Origin of the sequence: Eubacterium pyruvativorans (assembly GCF_900102225.1) — a bacterium.
GTDB lineage: Bacteria > Bacillota > Clostridia > Peptostreptococcales > Anaerovoracaceae > Aminicella > Aminicella pyruvativorans.
Genome location: NZ_FNBF01000001.1, coordinates 142,085 through 160,903, shown reverse-complemented (window position 1 = coordinate 160,903; position 18,819 = coordinate 142,085). Strand labels below are relative to the sequence as shown.

Here is an 18,819-nt window from a genome sequence, read left to right as displayed (position 1 = left end):
GCCTGTCTGGCCGCTATGTCCTCTGCGGCCTGTCTGGCCGCCGGGACCGCACAATAATCGTTGCGAAATAGCCGATTTCCTCTGACGGATCCAGCCGGGACAGGTCGGAAATCACCTGTTCCTCCGGCATCCCGCAGTTAACCACCATGGAAGACCGGCTCAGCAGATCCCGGTGCTTCAGTTCTTCCAGTACCTTCCGGATCTGCCTGCCGGATTTCATCAGAACGATGGTGCCTTCCTGTTCCAGCAGACCGCCGACGGGATAGGACCCCGGAATGATATGAACCGGCAGATTCCGTTCCGTCATGCTGATTCCCAGACGGGAGGCAACGGCACAGAAACTGGGAACCCCGGCGTGCATCCGGCAGGTGTATCCCCATTTCCGGAGCACCTCCATGATATAGAAGGCGGTGGAATAGACAGCCACGTCTCCCAGGTTCACCATCGCCACATTCAGTCCTCGGTCCAGATAAGCGGCGGTCTCCGCCGCAATCCGTTCGTGCTGCGCCCGCACCACTTCAGGGTCCCGGCTCATGACAAAATCCATGGGAAGAACGATCTTCTCTTCCAGCGGGCAGACCCCCCGGACAATCTCCAGCGCCAGCATCTGTCCCGATGCTGTGCGGGGAGCCGCCACCACGTCTGCCTTTTCCAGGATCTTCACACTGCCCAGGGTCATCAGTTCCGGATCCCCGGGTCCTGCGCTGACTGCGCTGAAAATACCTTTTTCTCGTTCTTCCATTCGCTTATAATCTCCTTCGCTGTCTCTGTCGTCCCCAGAACGCCGTATTCCCGGGAAAAGAAAAGGGCCCCGGCCCGGTATTTCCCTGCCGACCGGCGGTCCAGCACCTTCTGGATCTGCCGGGTCACATCCGACAGCACCTGCCGGTCCAGCCCGTTCTCCCTGAGAATCCGGATACATTCCTCCGTGGTCATGGCCTCCATCAACTGGCGGCAGACCGCCCTGCCGGCCCCTTCCGCAGCTGCCCAGGCCGTCAGAATCTCCTTCCGGCAGTCCCCGTACCGGGAGTGGGTGTTCATGAGGCCGCCGGCCACTTTTACGATTTTTCCGATATGTCCCACCAGCAGAATCCGTGATACGCCGAACACGGACGCCATATCCAGCGCCTCCCCCAGAAAGTTGGAATATTTCACAACCGGCACCTCCGTGTCCGCCATGCCCCGGTCCTCCAGAAAGGCCATGCCGTAATTCCCCGGCGTCAGAATCAGATCCTTACAATCCCGGGTCTTCTGCCGCATCTCCGTTTCGATCGTGTCCACCAGCGCCCGCTCACTCATCGGTTCCACGATGCCGCTGGTACCCAGAATGGATAATCCCCCTTCCACCCCCAGCATGGGGTTGAAGGTTTTCCGGGCGGCTTCCTCCCCGCCGGGAATGGAAACAGTGATATCCAGTCCGGTGCGGCAGTCCGCCTCTTCCAGCAATTCCACACATACCTGACGGATCATCTCCCGGGGCACCCGGTTGATGGCGGGTTCTCCCACGGGCTGATCCAGCCCCGGTTTCGTCACTGTGCCAACCCCGGGCCCCCCGTGAAAAAGGATTTCCCGATCCTGGTGCCGGAAGGAAACCTCCGTGATCACCAGCATGCCGTCCGTGGCATCTGCATCGTCACCGCCGTCCTTCCGGATTCCGCAGCGGGCGGCCCCGGCTCCTGCGTACTCACACAGAACCGGCTCCGTCTCCACCGGCCAGCCCTTCGGGGTCATCACCCGGAGAATGCCGGGAGCCTTTCCGCTGAGCAGCAGGGTCAGCGCTCCCCGGGCTCCCAGCGCCGCACAGGTGCCGGTGGTATAGCCGCATCGGAGCAGCTCACTGCCGCTTCTGAGGTAATGATCGAATGTCACCTTATTCCTCCTTCCTCAGTTTCCCGTTTCGGGCCGCATCCTCCCGGAGTTCAGTCATACACCGGCTGAACGGCTCTTCCGGAAACCCGCAGTCAATGACCGCTTCGGCCATCTCCGCCAGTTCCCCCATCCGCCGGACCGCTTCCTCCGGGGCGGGTGAAAACGCCGGCACGCTGACGACCTCCGCCGCCAGCTGCCGGGCCACCCGGAAGTCCACGTCATTTTCCCACAGAATACCGGCAGCAAACGGCACACCCTCCCGCTGGAGCCGGTGGTACACGGGAATACCGGTACCGCCGCAGGAGAGAACCAGCACCCGGGGAAGGCCCGCCGGCCGAGGCAGCTCCATGCTTCCGGTCAGCGCATCGTAGGTTCCTTCCGCCATATGGTACAGGGCGGCGATCCGGTCTCCCCGGAACACCTCTTCCGGCGTTCCGCAGAAGAGTTCTCCCTCCGTTCCCACACAGAGCACAAGGTCCGACACTTTCTGAGCCAGATCGATCTCATGAAGAGACTGAATCACCGTGACGCCGGTTTCCCGGGACAGCTTCCGGAGGATCTCCAGCAGTGAGGCCTTGTGATGGATATCCAGATAGGAAGTCGGTTCATCCAGCAGCAGAATATCCGGGTCCTGGCAGATCGCCCGGGCCAGCAGAATTCTCTGCTTCTGCCCGTCGCTGATACTGTCCCAGTCCCGGTCTGAAATGGCCTCTGCTCCCACCAGGTGAATGGCGTCGTCGGCCGCCTTCCGGTCTTTTTTTGTCAATACCCCCAGCCGGCCTGTATAGGGATAGCGTCCCGTCCGGACCAGTTCCCGGCAGGTCATGCGCTCCGGCCGGGGCCGCTCCGTCAGCATGACAGAAAGCTTCCGGGCCCTTTCTCCGTCCGTCAGCCGGGAAGCGTCCCGTCCGTCATAGAAGATGGTTCCCCCCAGGGGCCGGAGGCGCCCCGCCAGGGTCTTCAGCAGGGTGGACTTCCCGGCGCCGTTGGGTCCGATCAGGGTCAGGATCTCCCCTCTTCCCAGCTGAATAGAAAGATCCCGGAGCAAGGGCGCATCATACCCTGCAGTCAGATGTCGAAGTTCCACCCGGAAGGTTGTCTCTGAGGATGTCACGGTCATCGGGAACGATCTCTCCTTTCGCGGATCATCATGAAAATCACCACCGGGGCGCCGAATACAGAAGTTACCGTACTGATATTCAGCTCCACCGGGGAGAACGCCGTCCGGGCAATGAGGTCAGACAGCATGCAGAACACGGCGCCGCCCAGAAAAGTGCCCGGAATCACTGCCAGGGGCTTGGCGGAATCCAGGGCAGCCTTCACCAGAAACGGCACCGCAATTCCCACGAAGGAGATCGGTCCCGCAAATGCGGTGACGCAGCCGGAAAGGATACTGGAAAGTCCGATCAGCAGAATGCGGAACCGCTTCATGTTCACCCCCAGGCTGACAGCATAATCCTCCCCCAGCTGACAGGCGCTGATCGGCTTGGACAGCAGCAGGGTCAGCAGGAAAACCGGAAGAACCACCAGGAAACAGACCCGGACCGAGGACCAGTTCATGCCGGAGAAGCTGCCCAGGGACCAGCCCCGGAGGTTCACAATATCCGAATCCTCTGCGAAGGTAATGACGAAATCCGTCACCGCCGAGCAGATATATCCGATCATGATGCCGGCCACCAGCAGCGCCGCCATATTCTGCACTTTCCGGGCCACCAGCAGGATGAACCCCGTCGCTGCAAGAGAGCCGCAGAAGGCGGCGGCGATCAGGGTCCAGGAGGACGCCGTTCCGAAGGAATGCAGGAAAAAAATCAAGGTCAGCGCCACCGTCAGTTTCGCACCGGAGGAAATGCCCAGCACGAAAGGCCCTGCGATGGGATTGCCGAAAAACGTCTGCAGCAGAAAACCCGACAGAGACAGGGCGCCCCCCAGCAGTGCGGCGGTCAGAATCCGGGGCAGGCGGATCGTCCAGAGGATATCCCCCTCCCTCGTGCCGTCCGGCCCGGTGAAGAGGATCTCCAGAATGCGTCCCGCCGGAATCCCCACATTGCCGATCCGGATACTCAGCACACAGGCGCCCACAGCCGCTGCACCCAGCATCAGAAAAACCAGAGTGAACCGGGCTCTCTGCCTGCGGTCGTAACCGGTTTCCCTGGCGGGTTCCGCTGCATGATCGAGTGTTTTTCTGTCTGGTGTTCTTTCCATACCGAACCGTCCCGCTACAGCTTGAACCCGATGGTGCGGATTCTGGACAATATGGTCAGTGCTTCCTTCGGATGACGCCGGCTCACCGGAATAACCCGGTCTCCGCCCACAGAAACGAGGACCCGAATTCCTCCGTCTTCCGTCAGTTCCGCATCCTTCACGTCCTCATACCGGATCAGCGCATAATCCTCCGGATAGTTCGTGAGCCGGGTCGTGATTTTTACCATCATCCGGCGGTTTACATCGTCGAACTTCACGTAATTTCCCACTTCGTCCGTGGGCCGGAAATTATAGAAAGTATCCTTCTCCATGATCGTCCTCCTTTGGTTCTTTTTGACAAAAAAATCATCCCCGCCCGGTCGTCAGAGCTTGATAACACCGAAACGGCACTGGTCGTACAGATCCTGTATCATTTCACTGAATCCCGCCTCCGGCAGGTTCGTGTTCTCCCCCCGGCGGATCATCCGGTCCATTTTCCGGATGGACAGCCCGCCCCGCTTCCGGGTTTCCTCCAGAAATTCTTCCGGATTCCCGCAGGAGCCGGTACGCCGTTTCTCTGCGATCCTGGCATAGGGCATCAGGATCTCCCCCACCCGGGGAACCTCAGCCGCTTCTGCAAACGGCATGTCCAGAAGATCTGCAAAAGGCGGGAAATACGCTTCCTCCTCGTACTCCAGAATGGCGTTTCCGTCGATATACTGAATCCGCTCCGGTTCCCGGACCGAAAGCCAGTCAAACAGATCCCGGCGCACCTGTTTCAGAATGTTTCCCAGCAGATTCTCTCCTTCCCAGTTCGCCGGATCCAGTCTGCGGGGATCCTCCGCATCCAGCCCGATACCCCACAAACGATCCGTAGAACTCACTTCTGCGATCTCCGATCCGCCGGTATCCAGCAAAAAGCGGAGAATCTGAGGATTCTGCTGGAATTTCGCCCGGATGCCCCGGCGGACCGTCTGGAACCGAATCGCCGACCAGAGGGCCTCGTCGTAATTTAGGATGCTCCTCCCCAGCTTCTTCTCCGTCTCCGGGTCCAGATTCGCCATGATCTGCTCCGCCACTTCGTCAGACCCCAGCACAGAAGCCTTCTGCTGCATCAGGAACTGCTCCGCCGAAGCATATACCCCCTTCGTCTTTCCGAAGGAGCCGTAACGGAACGGGGCAGGAAAGAAATTGTGCAGCCAGCCGTTTTCACCGTACCAGGTCTGAAAGAAATAGATTCTGCCGATTTCTTCGTTTTTCATCTTCGTTCCCTTCTCTCTTCCCTGCGGTTCTACTGTTCGCTGCCCATCTCCACGTCAATTTCCATGGTGCCCCCGCAGCTTCGGCAGCGAAGTTTCTCCTCTCCCGGCCGGGCGGAAGGTTCCATTCTCCCGCCGCAGGCGCAGCGGTGTTCATACGGAAGAACGGGCCGGTATCCGTCCGCTTCCCCGGTATCCTCCTCGAAAAGCACGAAGGGCTCCGGTTCGGTTCTGCCGTCCCCAGGCAGGTAGGCAGACAGATCCGGCTCTACCCGCCATGCGCCGCAGCTTGGACAGAGATACAGCCGGTTCTCCGGATTCAGCGCCGCTTCCGGGTGATCGTGCAGAAAAGCCGCCAGTTTCTCTCCGAAAGCGCCTTCCTCCGCTTTCTGCCGGGTCGCCCGGTACGTCCTTCGGTAGCTGAAGTCCATGCCGGTCATAAACCCTTCTATCTTTCCACAGTCTCCGCATATGAAACGGAATCCACTCATAGGATACTCCTTTCTGTCTTCCACACTCTCTCCGGGACCCATTCACGGTGATCCCTCCTTCTGCGCCGGCCGGGCACCTGCCTCTTCAGGTGTTTGCCCGCCGGCCTGCGTTCTCCCGCTAACCCAGGTACCCTGCCCGCTCTGCATCTTCCCGGAGCTGGCCCCGGAAGGTAGGATACGCAATGCCGATCAGAGCCTCCGCCCGCTCCGGAATGGTTCTGCCCCGAAGGCGGGCGGTACCGTATTCTGTGATCACATAATCCGTGTATCCCCGCTGGATGGATACTGCCGATCCCGGAGCCAGCACGGCGGTTATCCGGGAGATCCGGCCGTTTCCGGTGGTGGAGGGCATGGCGATAATGCCCCGTCCTCCCCTCGACCGGAAGGCCCCCATGGCGAAGTCCATGGCCCCGCCGGTTCCGGAATACTGCAGGGTGCCGATGGATTCGGAGCAGATCTGCCCGGTCAGATCCACAGACAACGCAGAATTCACGGACACCAGATTGTCATTCTTCCCGATGATGCAGGCGTCGTTGACGAAACGGCTGGGTTCGATGCGGATGTCCTGCCGGCTGTCTATGAAATCATAGAATTCCCGGCTTCCCCATACGAATCCCACCACCGATTCTCCCGGCAGAAAATTCTTCCGCGCATTAGTGACCACACCAGCCTGGATGAGACGGCCCAGACTGTTCCCTAGCATTTCCGTATGAATGCCCAGGTCCCGTTTCTCCATCAGTGCATCACTGATGGCCTCCGGCAGCCTTCCGATTCCGAACTGGATCGTATCGCCGTCGTGAATGAGGGCCGCCACCCGCCGGGCGATCGCCCGGTCCGTCTCCCCCGGCAGCGGCATCGGGTTATCGAAAACCGCCGCATCCGAGAGAATATATCCGTCCAGATCCTCCATGTGGATTTTCGATGCACCGAAAACCCGGGGAACATGGGGATTCAGTTCCAGAATTCGGATCTTCGCCGCCCGAAAGTTCTCCAGTTCTGTCTGCAGGCTGGGGGCCAGCCACAGGGTGCCGTCTTTCTCCGGCAGGGTGGCTGCGCCGAAATAGATATCCGGCGCCCGCCGGGCCACCTGTTCTTCTCCCAGATAACACAGGTTGTTCGGCAGGAATGCCCCGGCCCCTTCCTTCATGCACCGGCGCATCTGGGGACCGTTGAAGATGCTGTAAAACCGGAACGTGTCCCAGTATTCCGGATTCGTAACAAAGGGATAATCTTCCCCCAGGAGACAGGTCCACAGGGACACATTCCTGACCCGGCCGCATATTTCATGGAGACGGCGGAATATCTGCTTCGGTTCCGCCGTGTACATTCCTGCAGCAATGAGATCCCCGGACTGGATATGGTCCAGTGCCTCATCAACGGTGATTTGACCTCTGTTTCTGCGCATTATCTGTTTCACCTGCTTCCTTTCCCGGTTCCGATCCGCTCACCCAGCCGCACCGGCGTCTCTTCCCCTGCCGCCGACGCCCGCAGGATCGCCGGGTCCAGTTCTGCGCTTCCCGCAGGCAGCAGGACGATAATGGTGGATCCGCCGTAGAGGAACATTCCCTTCTCTTCTCCCCGGGTCATGGGGCCGGCGCCGTGATGATTCCGGATTTTCCCCACCAGCATGGCACCGACTTCAATCTGAACGGCGCTGCCGAAATGATCCGTCTCCATCCGGGTCACTTCCCGGCAGTTCTCCGTGAAAACAGGAACCGACCGGAGTGCAATGGGCTGAACGGTATGAAGCCGGCCCGGCAGAAAGATGTTTTCTCCCTTTCTGCCGCTGTCGAAATAGCAGTACCGGTGGTAGTGATGGACACACAGACGGAACACCAGACACTGGCCGCCCTGAAACGGTGCCGGATCTGCTCCGGGTCCCAGGAGATCCGCCACAGAATACCGGCTTTCTTTCACCGGGAGAACCAGGCCCTCCTGCACCGGCCACACACGGAGCAGGCCGTCGCAGGGAGAAATCAGATGATTCCCTTCCCGGTCCACCGGCCGCACTTCCGGTTTCAGTTTTCGCGTGAAGCAGTCATTAAAACAACGGAAATCCGCAGTCTCACATTCCGACAGATCAATCCCGTTCTTCTTCACGAAGGGCCGGATCAGCGGAATGGAAAATGCGGAATCCATGAATGCTCCGGCCGCCCTGGAAACCGGCCTTGCGGTCAGCCCTTTCAGCAATATGCGGCCGGGAACAGTGCCATATAGAAAATTCAGGATCTTATCCATGTATCACTCCTGTATCCCCCCAGGGCCATTCTCTCTATCGATGAGCGATGGTGAACAGGCCCACCAGCAGCAGCACAGCCTCTGCTGCACCGAAGAGAACCATGATCAGAATGCCCCGGAAGCCCGGTTTCACAACCTGTATCCGGGAAATGAACAGCGCACCCGTGATCAGCATGCCGATATAATAGACCAGGGTGATATCCATCGGCAGCACATACTGCAGCAGCATGATGGTAGGAAAAATCAGTGCAGCGGATGTGACCGGAAGGCCCTCGTAGGTTTTCCGGCTGCCGCCTTCTATATTCTGCCGCTCTTCCTCCGCCACATTGAAATACGCCAGCCGGATCAATGCCGCCAGCACATAAAACAGCATGACGGCGATAACCAGGGCACGCACGAACATCCGCATCTGTGGGCTGCTGAAATCCAGCCGCCGAACCCCCGCCACATAAGGGCCCAGAGTGGAAAGGGCCTCCCCGATACAGGCCGGCAGCACGCCGAATGCGACGAGATCCGCCAGGGAGTCAATCTGAATGCCGTACTTCTTCTCCATCTGGGAACGGTTCTTCTTCCTGCGGGCCACCCGGCCGTCGAAGGCATCGCAGAGACCGCTGAGCAGCAGGAAGAAGACGCCCCAGTATGGATGCCCTGCGCCGTGCAGCGAAACACCGATTCCCAAACAGGCGGAAAGAAGCGAGGCGTAGGTAAGCCAAACGGTGTAATTATAATATCCGATCATGAATTCTTTTCCTCTCTGTGCTGAATATGATATAACCCGAGTCCCGCAGCGGATGTGATCCCGCTGATCAGAACACAGACGTAGAAAGAAAGTCCTCTGCTCAGCAGTTCCAGACGAACCGCATCCCCGTTGGAAAGCAGAGAGCGGAATCCGTCCAGCATCAGATAATCGGTGACCCCCATACCGCCCGGGATCGGCACAGTATTCGATCCGATGGTCACCATACTCTGAATGACCCAGACCGGGAATGCCTCTGTGATTTTCCCTCCCATGGCAAGGAACATAAATACTGTAACACAAATCTGGGATATCCGCTGTGCCAAATTCCAGAAATATGCCTGGATCAGCGCATCCTTGTGGTCCCGCATCCCGGCCACACATTCGCCGTATTCATCCATTTTCTTCCGCAGTTTTTCGATCTTTTTCTCCGGGTGACGGATCAGACGGATTTTCTTCATGATCCGGAGAAGCAGAACCCCCAGCCGCTCTAGAATATTCTTCCGCAAAAGCAGCAGCATGAAGAGGACAGACAGCAGAAGCAGTGCCAGATACCCCAGAACAATCAGGATCCTGGCCGGTAGATGGAAACGGAAATACAGTCCCGGAGCGGTGACCATACAGATGATGCCCACCGTGATAATCCCCAGCGTATACATCACCAGATTCATCAGCAATGTAGCTGTAACCACCGCACCCGGGATACCGTTTCGCATCATGAACAGCGCACTGGCTGGCTGCCCGCCGCTGGCAGAGGGCGTAATGGCGGAGAAATACACGTCTCCCGCCGCATACAGAAATCCCTGCCGGTGCTTTCTGTGATATCCGACGCCCCGGAGAATGCTGAGAATTCCTTCCCCTTCGAAAACGATATATCCCATCATGGACAGCACTGCCGCCGCCAGCCAGCGCCGGTCTCCGTGCCGGAGCGCCATGCGCAGATCATGAAAGGACAGATTCCCCGCCTGAGACAGGACGGCCCATATGCTGAGCACCGCCAGAAGAACGGCGCCGACGGACCAGAAGATTTTCTTCTTTCCTTTCGTCATGTTCTGCTCCTTCCCCGGACAGCCCGGGCCAGCCTGCGGCTGACACTTTCATAAAAAGCGGTGAAATCTCTCCGCCGGGTCAGAAGCATCCCCAGCTCGAAAACGCCGATTCCACCCAGAATGTCCACGATAACATGCTGGCGCACCAGCAGAACCGAGGCAAACACCAGCAGGGTCATGACGGTCATGCAGAGGGAGTATAGTCTGCCGGTTTTCTTCTGGGCGAACGCCGCCCGAAGACAGAACCAGCTTTCCAGACAATGGATGGACGGGAACAGATTCACCGGCCCGTCATGCATATAGATCCAACGCAGCAGCAGTTCCGCCGGCCCGCTGCCGGAAACCGCCGGACGGATAATGGTGGAAGGCACCACCAGGAAGCACAGAATCGTCACCAGCTTCGCCGTAACTTCCGCACTCATGTACCGGTAACAGAGGGAACGGCTGTCCCGGGCGCACTGCAGAAATCCGAGAATCCACTGGGCATACGCTCCCACGTAAACGAAAACGAATGCCGGCACCAGCGGAATCCGCCGGTCCGGGGGGAGACTGAAATCATGGAAGTGGAGCATGCCGCTGATCAGCTGTACGCCAAAATAGCCGATCGTATTCACGATCAGACAGCATGCAACCGGCACCACCGCATAGGACGGAACCCATTTTTGAATAAAATCCTTGATCTTTCTATCACTCATTACCCGGAATCTTCTCCCGTACTTTCATCATGAATCACTGCCGGAGGACACAGACAGTCCCAACGTGATATTATAGCGAAAGTTTGCTGTTCCTATGTGAAGATTCTCGGGAATTTCCGTCATGTTTCTTTCCCCGGGGAGGTCAGTACTGAAGCGCCTCCTGCCGCTCCATCCAGAAATGAATCCCGCCGGTGGAGTCATACCAGCGGTCCGGGTTGAAATTCAGCGCTTCCACCCATTCCCCCCGGCGATAGCAAAAATCCGGGTCCACCAGAGACCACGCTTCCTGATAACTTTCCGTCTGATCGAAATTCTCGATCTTCAGTACCTTGGCCCGCCGGCACCGGCAGGTGTGATTCGTCGCCGATGTCCGGGGAGAATCCGCCGGCACCAGCAGCATGACAATCCGGTCATCCAGACATTTCTTCCACCCGATGAACGCCCCCGTTTCCGGGCAGCGCATCCGGTAACCTCTTGTCCTTTCGTCGACCCGAAGGTCCGTCATCACAGCATCCTCCAGCACTGCTCCCCGGACATCCGCCCCCCGAAGGTCCGCCCCGGTCAGATTCACCCGGCGCATGGAGGCCTTCCGGAGATCACAGCTCCGGAGATCGCAGCCCGCCATGGAACAGCCGTCCAGCAGCGCATTATTGAAGGATATCCCCGAGAGGTCATTCCCGTCGAACCTTACGTCCCGGAAGGAGACCAGGGTGAAGTCCAGGGCCCGGAGGTTCAGTCCCCGCAGATCCATGTGCTCCATCCAGCAGTTTTCCAAGGACAAAGCCGAACCGGAAGGTACGCCCGCCATCTCCCGGATTTTCTCCATGGTGACCTCTTTCATATCAATTCTCCTTCCGGAAATTGTCTTCGCCACGGAACCAGTAATCATATAGATGTTGGAACCCGAATTCCTCGTACATGGCCCGGGCGCCGGTATTGCCCCTTACGCACTGCAGATAGGCCCTTCTGCAGCCTTTTTTCTGTGCTTCTGAAAGCAGTGTGTTCACCACCCCGCTGGCGATATGCTTCCGCCGCATGGCCGGATCCACGTAGATCGCATAGATACCGCAGCAGCCCCGGTCCAGGATGGCCAGACCACTGGCCACCATCCCGCCGTTCACATCCACCCGGGCGACGATGGTTTCCTTCGGAATCGCATGATACATGGACGGAACGATCCGGCGCAGTGTCGGACTGGTGGTGCCGTTCAGCCGGAACAGCCCCGTCATCCATTCATCCGTGATGCGGTCCCGAAGCTGCACCACAACGTTTCCGGGATATCCCACGATGGAAGGAAGCCCCGAATTCCTGCCGTAGAACTCATATTCCACATCTGCCGCTTCCCGGGGGCGGAAGTCCCGGCAATCCAGCACCATGGTCTCTGTCTGATGCTGCACCGTGTATCCCCTGTTCTCCAGCAGCTGGTCGAAGGATGTGTCCGTCAGCGGGCTGAGTTTGAAGATGCAGGGTGTATGCATGGCATGGTACACGGATTCACAGTACCGGATCTTCTCATCCACCGGAATTTTCGATTCCCCCACCTGCTGCACACTGTTCGTGCGGTGGGTGTAGTTGTGGGAAAAACGAAGGAGCCACCCGTCGTACAGTTCGATCTTGTGGGAGGGCCAGGCGTTCAGCGACAGTTCCTCAATCCACCCGATATATTTCCGTTTCCGCTCATCCGTCTCCACTGTCCGGTACTTCGCATATCTGTCTGTCATTCGTATTCCGCCTCACTTTACCTGATTAATGTATGACATCATTCTAATACGAATGACCGATGGATTCAAGTTTCTCCCGGACGGAGAAGGCATGCCCCCTTCGAATCCCCTTCCGGTCACCGGATTTCCCGGCTCAGAAAGATCCGGTACAGCAGGCCGGCGATGATAATGGTCAGAACATCTGTCACCGCCTGGGCGGCCAGAACACCCCGGTACCCCAGAAGACGGGCCATGACCAGCATCACCAGTGCATACACTGTGCCCTGACGGCAGATGGAGAGGAGAAAGGCCGCCAGACCTTTTCCGGTGGACTGGAACAGGCAGATGATCACGGTGGTCAGTCCCATCAGGGTTATGCAGATGACCTGCAGCCTGAGCATCGGCACACCGATCCGGATCAGATCCGTGCCGGACACAAACAGCCGGATCAGGGGGCCGGCGCCGGCAAACAGCACCAGGCTGATGACAATGCCTGTGGCCGCCGTCACAGACAGGGCGAACCGGATCACCTGACGGAGCCGCACCCGGTTCCCCGCCCCGTAATTATACCCCATGATCGGCTGGCCGCCGAAGGCCAGACCCACCAGCACCAGCGCCGCAATGTTCACGGTTTTCAAGACAATTCCCATTATGGCAATCGGGTCATTTCCGTAGGGCAGCAGATTCCGGTTCGTGATGGTGATCCCCACGCTCTGCATGAAATTCGTCACCGCTGCCGGCAGGCCGATCATCATCAGCGAACCGAACGTTTTTCCGCTGATTTTCGCATCCCGGGGGTCCAGAGACAAACCCGGAGAAAACTTCACCGTATAACGGATGTAGTATGCCGCGGTACAGATATACCCCAGCACGGTAGCCATGGCGGCACCGGCGGCGCCCTGCCCCAGTGCGAAAATGAAAACCGGATCCAGCACAATGTTCACCGCCACACCCAGCACAGATCCGATCATGGACCGGGTGGCCGCCCCCTCCGACCGCATCATATTCGTGGGCACCAGAGTGAAGATGATCACCGGAGCGCCCAGAGAGAGCCAGGTGAAATACGCCGCCGCATGGGGATAGGCAGCTCCCTCGGCGCCCAGAAACTGCAGCAGGGGCCGGCGGGCCAGAAGCAGCGCCGCCGCTGAAATAACGCCCAGAATCAGTGCGCCGGAATAACAGAAAGCGCTGACCCGACGTCCCTCTTCCTCCCGGTGCTCTCCCAGAAGGCGGGAAAAGACCGAGCTTCCGCCCAGTCCCCACAGGTCCCCCAGCGCCAGCATCAGGGTGAACAGCGGCGTGCACACCGAAACCCCGGCAATCAGTGCCGTCTTCCCGGTGAGTGCAATAAACCAGGTGTCCACCATGTTATAGATCATGGTCACCACCATACTCAGCACCACCGGCATGGCCAGCTTGAGATACGCTTTTGGCACCGGCGCTTTTTCGAACAATTTATTTCCCATTTTTCTTTCCTTCCTGTTTCTTTCCGAAAAAAAGAGGAAACCCCTAACCCTCTCGGATTATGGATCTCCTTACCGCAGCTCTGCCGGATCCCCGGATATTTCCGGGGCGCAGGAATGCATTCTCCGGCTCGCCCTACTGTCTCTTCAATTTGCCGATTGTCATACCATGGTTCCGGCGGGAAACGCAGCGATTAAATGGACATCACTTTCATGTCATGCTGGCGGCCGTACGCCTCCTTGATCTCCCGGATCAGCTGCCCGTGATACCAGCAGGATGCATAACACACCGAAGTGCATACGTTATAATCTGCCCAGATGACCCTTCCATCGGTCTCCGCCGTGAATACGGTCGGCGCAGGCTCGGAATTCCCCCACTGGTTATATTCCATTCCGAAGACATCGAAACGGGAGGCATGTTTCTTCTCTCCCCGGAAATCATAGCTGCCTTCCCCCCGGACCAGAATGCCGATCCTGCCATCTGTTTTCCGGCTCTCTCCCGCCGGAATCGTTTCATAAGTGAAATCGAAACAGTTTCCCAGGTTATCATATTTCCCGTTCTCGAAGAACGAGAAGTCCTCATGCTGCTCCAGTTCTTCCTCCAGTTTTTCGAAAAATGTCATTTACTACCTCCTCGATTGATCGGTTGAAGATATTGTACCCGAAACACCGGGAGAAAAACGGGACATTTGCAACAGAAAATGCGTCCGGCGAAGCGAAAATACCCTCCGTTCCGCCGGACGCACCGTCCGCTGCCTTACAGCGTGTGATTCTTCAGTTCCTGCGCCATTCTTACCGCAAAAGCCTTGTGCCCCTGCTCCGAGAAATGCACCCCGTCCCCGGTCAGCTCCACCTGCCAGGAAGATGCGTCGATGAAATGGGCAGCGAACCTGTGGGCACTCTCCCGGTAAACCGCCGGAAGTTCCCCGGAAGTCCGGTCAAAACGCATCACACCGGTATGCATCTTGGGCGGCACACAGAGCATGATCTGGAAATCCAGACCGGCCCGCTTCTTCTGAATTGCCAGGTACTGCATCAGACTTTCGATCTTCCCGGAAATTCCCGTCAGGATGTCTTCCGGTTCCTCCGCCCGGGAAGAAAGAATGTCATTGGAACCCAGCATGATCACCAGCACATCCGGTTCATGACGAAGAACCGAATCCCACAGCATTCCCTGCATATAGGGAGAATCCGGGATCATTCTGCCGTTCAGACCGTCTGCCTCCAGAGTCCATTCCGGCCCCAGCGACCGCATGAGAATATTCGTCCAGCGCTGGGCTTCCGGATACCGGCCCCCGATGGGGCCCGCCGGATCGAATCCGTAGGTATTCGAATCCCCAAAAAACAATATCTTCTTCATTCTCAGTCCGTTCCTCACTATGGACGAAGCGCAGGTGAAAGAAAGCCTGTTCTTTCCCCACGCTCCGCTGCCCTGTCTATTTGAAGAATTCCACCGCAGACTCGAACATCTTCATGTCCGTATTCCCCGGCACGTTCTTATATAAACCGTAACCTCTTCTCTCGCAATGGGCCATCTTGCCCAGCACTCTGCCGTCCGGCGATGTGATGCCTTCAATGGCATACAGGGAACCGTTCGGATTGTACTGAATATCATTGGACACATTGCCCTCCAAGTCCACATACTGGGTCAGAATCTGACCATTCTCCGCCAGATTCCGGATCAGGGATTCCGGTGCCACGAATCTTCCTTCGCCGTGGGAGATCGGTGTCAGGTAGATGTCTCCTACGTTCATCTTCGACATCCACGGCGATTTCGTGGATGCGATTCTGGTCCGGGCCAGCTTCGACTGGTGGCGTCCGATCTCATTGAACGTCAGGGTCGCCGACTCCGGCGTCATGTCCACGATCTTGCCGTACGGCACCAGGCCCAGCTTGATCAGCGCCTGGAATCCGTTGCAGATCCCCGCCATCAGGCCGCCCCGGCGATCCAGCAGATCTTCCACCTGGGCCTTGATCTCCGCATTGCGGAAGAATGCCGTGATGAATTTTCCGGAGCCGTCCGGCTCGTCTGCCCCGGAGAAACCGCCCGGAATGAAAACAATCTGCGATTCGCCGATCTTCGCTGCGAACTGTTCCACGGACCGCACAACGGCCTCGGAATCCAGGTTGTTGATCACGAAGATCTCCGGATCAGCTCCCGCATCCGCAAATGCCTTGGCAGAATCATATTCACAGTTGTTGCCCGGGAATACCGGGATGAGCACCTTCGGCTTCGCCGTGCGGACGACCGGGCTCAGGCTGCTCTTTTTCGCATAGCTGAAAGTCTCCAGCGGATTCGGTCTGGTCTCGATGTTGCACGGATAGACCGGCTCCAGCTTCTGCTCATAGATGGCATCCAGGTCCGCCGTCGGAATCCTGACCGCTCCTTTCACAATCGCCGGATCTTTCGTAACGGCGCCCAGAATGACCGCTCCCGGAATCTCTGCATCTTCCGCCAATTCCAGAACAAAGGAACCGTACTGATACCCGAAGAGCTGCTCCTGGGTCAGTTCCGGCGCATAACAGAAGCCGAACCCGTTGCCCATGCACATCTTCATCACAGCCTCTGCGATGCCGCCGAATCCCGGGGTGTACGCTGAAACCGCCGTCCCGGATACGATCAGCTCATGCACCTGATCAAACAGTTTCTTCAGGCCTTCCCCGGACGGCAGTCCGTCCTCCGCCTTCTCCGGTGTCAGCAGAACCACCCGGGACCCGGCGTTTTTGAATTCCGGCGAAATAATGTGATCCACCTGATCCGTGGTCACAGCGAAGGAAACCAGTGTCGGCGGTACATCCAGATTTTCGAAGGTGCCGCTCATGGAATCCTTGCCGCCGATGGCCGCAATGCCCAGTTCTTTCTGAGCCCGGAAGGCGCCCAGCATGGCTGCCAGCGGAAGGCCCCACTTCTTTGGATTCGTTCCCGGCTTGCCGAAGTACTCCTGGAAAGTCAGGTAGGTGTCTTCGAAGGACGCACCGGCAGCAATCAGCTTGGAAGCGGATTCCACCACCGCCAGGTAAGCCCCTTCATACGGATTCGCACTGGATACCATCGGATTGAAACCGTATGACATCAGGGAAACAGTGTCTGTATGCCCTTTCTCCACGGAGATCAGGTGCACCATGGACTGAATCGGCGTTCTCTGGTACTTGCCGCCGAACGGCATCAGCACGGTGCCGGCGCCGATGGTGGAGTCGAACTCCTCGGACAGACCTCTCTTGGAGCAGACGTTCAGATCTCCCGCCATTTCCTTGTATGCCTGCTCGAAGTCATCAGAAACAACCTTGGCATAGGAACCGGTTTCCGGCACCACCACATTGATGTGCTTCTCCACACCGTCCGTATCCAGGAACGCCCGGGAAATATTCACAATCGTCTCCCCGTTCCAGCGCTCCGTCAGGTACGGGCTTTCCTTCACTGTGGCAACCTTCGTGGCTTCCAGGTTCTCTGCGTGGGCGAGGGCGATGTATTTTTCCTCGTCCTCTGCCGCTACCACCACAGCCATCCGTTCCTGGGACTCACTGATGGCCAGCTCCGTGCCGTCCAGACCTTCATATTTCTTCGTCACCTGGTCCAGGTCAATGTCCAGACCGTCGGCCAGCTCGCCGATGGCGACGGACACGCCGCCGGCACCGAAGTCGTTGCAGCGCTTGATCAGACGGGAGGCCTCCGGATTCCGGAACAGTCTCTGCAGTTTCCGCTCTTCCGGTGCATTTCCCTTCTGCACCTCGGCGCCGCAGGACTCCAGGGATTCCAGATTGTGCTTCTTCGATGAACCGGTTGCGCCGCCGATGCCATCCCGGCCGGTGCGGCCGCCCAGCAGAATCACCACATCTCCCGGAACCGGTCTTTCCCGGCGGACATTCGCTTCCGGCGCCGCCGCAATGACTGCGCCGATTTCCATTCTCTTCGCCGCATAACCCGGATGATAGACTTCATCCACCTGACCGGTGGCCAGCCCGATCTGGTTGCCGTAGGAACTGTAGCCGTCTGCGGCGGTGGTCACAATCTTCCGCTGCGGCAGCTTGCCTTCCATGGTCTCCGACAGCGGCTTCAGCGGATCCGCCGCACCGGTGACCCGCATGGCGGCGTACACATAGCTTCTGCCCGACAGCGGATCCCGGATCGCACCGCCGATGCAGGTGGCCGCACCTCCGAACGGCTCGATTTCCGTCGGGTGGTTATGGGTCTCGTTCTTGAACAGCAGAAGCCAGTTCTCCGGCTTTCCGTTCACATGCACGGTCATCTTCACCGTACAGGCGTTGATTTCCTCGGAAGCGTCCAGTTTCTCCAGCATGCCGTTCTTCCTGAGGTACTTCGCAGCCAGTGTTCCGATATCCATCAGATTCACCGGTTTCGTTCTGCCCAGTTCCTTCCGGGTGTTCAGGTAATCCTCATAGGTCTTCTGCATTCTGGCATCATGGAATTCGATGCTGTCCAGCGTTGTATTGTATGTAGTGTGACGGCAGTGATCAGACCAGTAGGTGTCGATTACCTTGATCTCAGTGATGGTCGGATCCCGCTGTTCTTTCGTGAAGTATTCCTGCACAAAAGCCAGATCCGCCAGGTCCATGGCCAGACCGTTCGCCTGCAGGAACTCCTCCAGACCGGCCTCATTCAGTTCCCGGAATCCGTCCAGGGTTTCCACCTTCGTCGGGATTTCGTAATTGACCTTCAGTGTTTCATACGGATCCAGGGAAGCCTCTCTCGCTTCCACCGGATTGATCAGGTACCGCTTGATCTCATCCACATCGGCTTCGGACAGGCTGCCGGTGAGTATGTAGACCTTGGCGGACTTCACAGTCGGCCGCTCGCCCTTGGAAATCAGCTGAATGCACTCCTCGGCGGATGCCGCCCGGGCGTCGAACTGACCCGGCAGGTACTCAACAGCGAAAACCGTATCCTCCGGTCCCGCATTCAGCGTGGAAGTCGCCACATCCACCTGCGGCTCCGAGAACACCGTATTGATGACTTCATGAAACAGCTCTTCCGGCAAATTCTCCGCATCATAGCGGTTGATGACCCGGACCTTCTCCAGATTCCGGATCTGCAGAAGGTTCCTCGCCTCGTTCAGCACGGAAGCTGCCTCATTGGCAAAGTCAGGCTTCTTCTCAACGTAAACTCTGTATACCATCTC

Annotated in this window: 18 protein-coding genes; all 18 read right to left on the bottom strand. The window is 58.1% G+C overall.

Annotation, left to right across the window (positions count from 1 at the left end; translation table 11 throughout):
• Positions 1-13: 13 nt before the first annotated feature.
• The 18 genes from cobI to BLQ24_RS00700 all read right to left on the bottom strand — a co-directional run bounded on the left by cobI (position 14) and on the right by BLQ24_RS00700 (position 18,816).
• Positions 14-742, bottom strand: a complete 729-nt coding sequence (gene cobI / locus BLQ24_RS00785; protein ID WP_090161628.1) for a precorrin-2 C(20)-methyltransferase — start codon at positions 740-742, stop codon at positions 14-16.
• Complete coding sequence (gene cbiD, locus BLQ24_RS00780) at positions 679-1,869, bottom strand: cobalt-precorrin-5B (C(1))-methyltransferase CbiD (RefSeq protein WP_090161626.1); 1,191 nt, start codon at positions 1,867-1,869, stop codon at positions 679-681. Before cbiD ends, cobI begins: the two co-directional genes overlap by 64 nt.
• 1 nt (position 1,870) lies before the next feature.
• A complete protein-coding gene (locus tag BLQ24_RS00775; protein ID WP_090161623.1) occupies positions 1,871-2,989 on the bottom strand; it encodes an ABC transporter ATP-binding protein in 1,119 nt (372 codons plus the stop codon).
• Positions 2,986-3,966 (bottom strand): FecCD family ABC transporter permease, encoded by a 981-nt coding sequence (locus tag BLQ24_RS00770; RefSeq protein WP_242869540.1) that lies wholly within the window; start codon positions 3,964-3,966, stop codon positions 2,986-2,988. Before BLQ24_RS00770 ends, BLQ24_RS00775 begins: the two co-directional genes overlap by 4 nt.
• Positions 3,967-4,085: 119 nt before the next feature.
• Entirely contained in the window at positions 4,086-4,382 is a 297-nt protein-coding gene (locus BLQ24_RS00765) for a hypothetical protein (RefSeq protein WP_090161616.1), read from the bottom strand.
• Positions 4,383-4,433: 51 nt separating this feature from the next.
• A complete protein-coding gene (locus BLQ24_RS00760) occupies positions 4,434-5,312 on the bottom strand; it encodes an NADAR family protein (RefSeq protein WP_090161613.1) in 879 nt (292 codons plus the stop codon).
• A gap of 29 nt (positions 5,313-5,341) precedes the next feature.
• On the bottom strand, positions 5,342-5,800 hold the full coding sequence (locus BLQ24_RS00755; protein ID WP_143004214.1) for a hypothetical protein: 459 nt from the start codon (positions 5,798-5,800) through the stop codon (positions 5,342-5,344).
• 118 nt (positions 5,801-5,918) lie between these two features.
• Positions 5,919-7,205, bottom strand: a complete 1,287-nt coding sequence (locus BLQ24_RS00750; RefSeq protein ID WP_090161606.1) for an acetyl-CoA hydrolase/transferase family protein — start codon at positions 7,203-7,205, stop codon at positions 5,919-5,921.
• An 8-nt stretch (positions 7,206-7,213) separates the two neighbouring features.
• Complete coding sequence (locus BLQ24_RS00745; RefSeq protein WP_242869536.1) at positions 7,214-7,939, bottom strand: phosphatidylserine decarboxylase; 726 nt, start codon at positions 7,937-7,939, stop codon at positions 7,214-7,216.
• Between the two features lie 133 nt (positions 7,940-8,072).
• On the bottom strand, positions 8,073-8,777 hold the full coding sequence (locus BLQ24_RS00740; RefSeq protein WP_090161601.1) for a CDP-alcohol phosphatidyltransferase family protein: 705 nt from the start codon (positions 8,775-8,777) through the stop codon (positions 8,073-8,075).
• Positions 8,774-9,823, bottom strand: a complete 1,050-nt coding sequence (locus tag BLQ24_RS00735) for a lysylphosphatidylglycerol synthase transmembrane domain-containing protein (RefSeq protein WP_090161598.1) — start codon at positions 9,821-9,823, stop codon at positions 8,774-8,776. The genes BLQ24_RS00740 and BLQ24_RS00735 overlap by 4 nt, the downstream gene beginning before the upstream one ends.
• A complete protein-coding gene (locus tag BLQ24_RS00730; protein ID WP_090161595.1) occupies positions 9,820-10,518 on the bottom strand; it encodes a phosphatase PAP2 family protein in 699 nt (232 codons plus the stop codon). The genes BLQ24_RS00735 and BLQ24_RS00730 overlap by 4 nt, the downstream gene beginning before the upstream one ends.
• Before the next feature lie 142 nt (positions 10,519-10,660).
• Positions 10,661-11,359, bottom strand: coding sequence for a pentapeptide repeat-containing protein (locus tag BLQ24_RS00725; protein ID WP_176755838.1), 699 nt, complete (start codon positions 11,357-11,359; stop codon positions 10,661-10,663).
• 1 nt (position 11,360) lies between these two features.
• On the bottom strand, positions 11,361-12,239 hold the full coding sequence (locus BLQ24_RS00720; RefSeq protein WP_090161588.1) for a GNAT family N-acetyltransferase: 879 nt from the start codon (positions 12,237-12,239) through the stop codon (positions 11,361-11,363).
• Between the two features lie 116 nt (positions 12,240-12,355).
• Positions 12,356-13,684: an MATE family efflux transporter gene (locus BLQ24_RS00715; RefSeq protein ID WP_090161586.1), complete on the bottom strand. Its 1,329-nt coding sequence runs from the start codon at positions 13,682-13,684 to the stop codon at positions 12,356-12,358.
• 191 nt (positions 13,685-13,875) lie between these two features.
• The gene (locus BLQ24_RS00710) at positions 13,876-14,304 is read right to left on the bottom strand and encodes a hypothetical protein (protein WP_090161583.1); all 429 of its coding nucleotides are present in this window, start codon (positions 14,302-14,304) and stop codon (positions 13,876-13,878) included.
• Positions 14,305-14,438: 134 nt separating this feature from the next.
• A complete protein-coding gene (locus tag BLQ24_RS00705; RefSeq protein WP_090161580.1) occupies positions 14,439-15,041 on the bottom strand; it encodes a GDSL-type esterase/lipase family protein in 603 nt (200 codons plus the stop codon).
• Between the two features lie 76 nt (positions 15,042-15,117).
• Positions 15,118-18,816, bottom strand: coding sequence for a phosphoribosylformylglycinamidine synthase (locus BLQ24_RS00700; RefSeq protein ID WP_090161577.1), 3,699 nt, complete (start codon positions 18,814-18,816; stop codon positions 15,118-15,120).
• Positions 18,817-18,819: the final 3 nt, after the last annotated feature.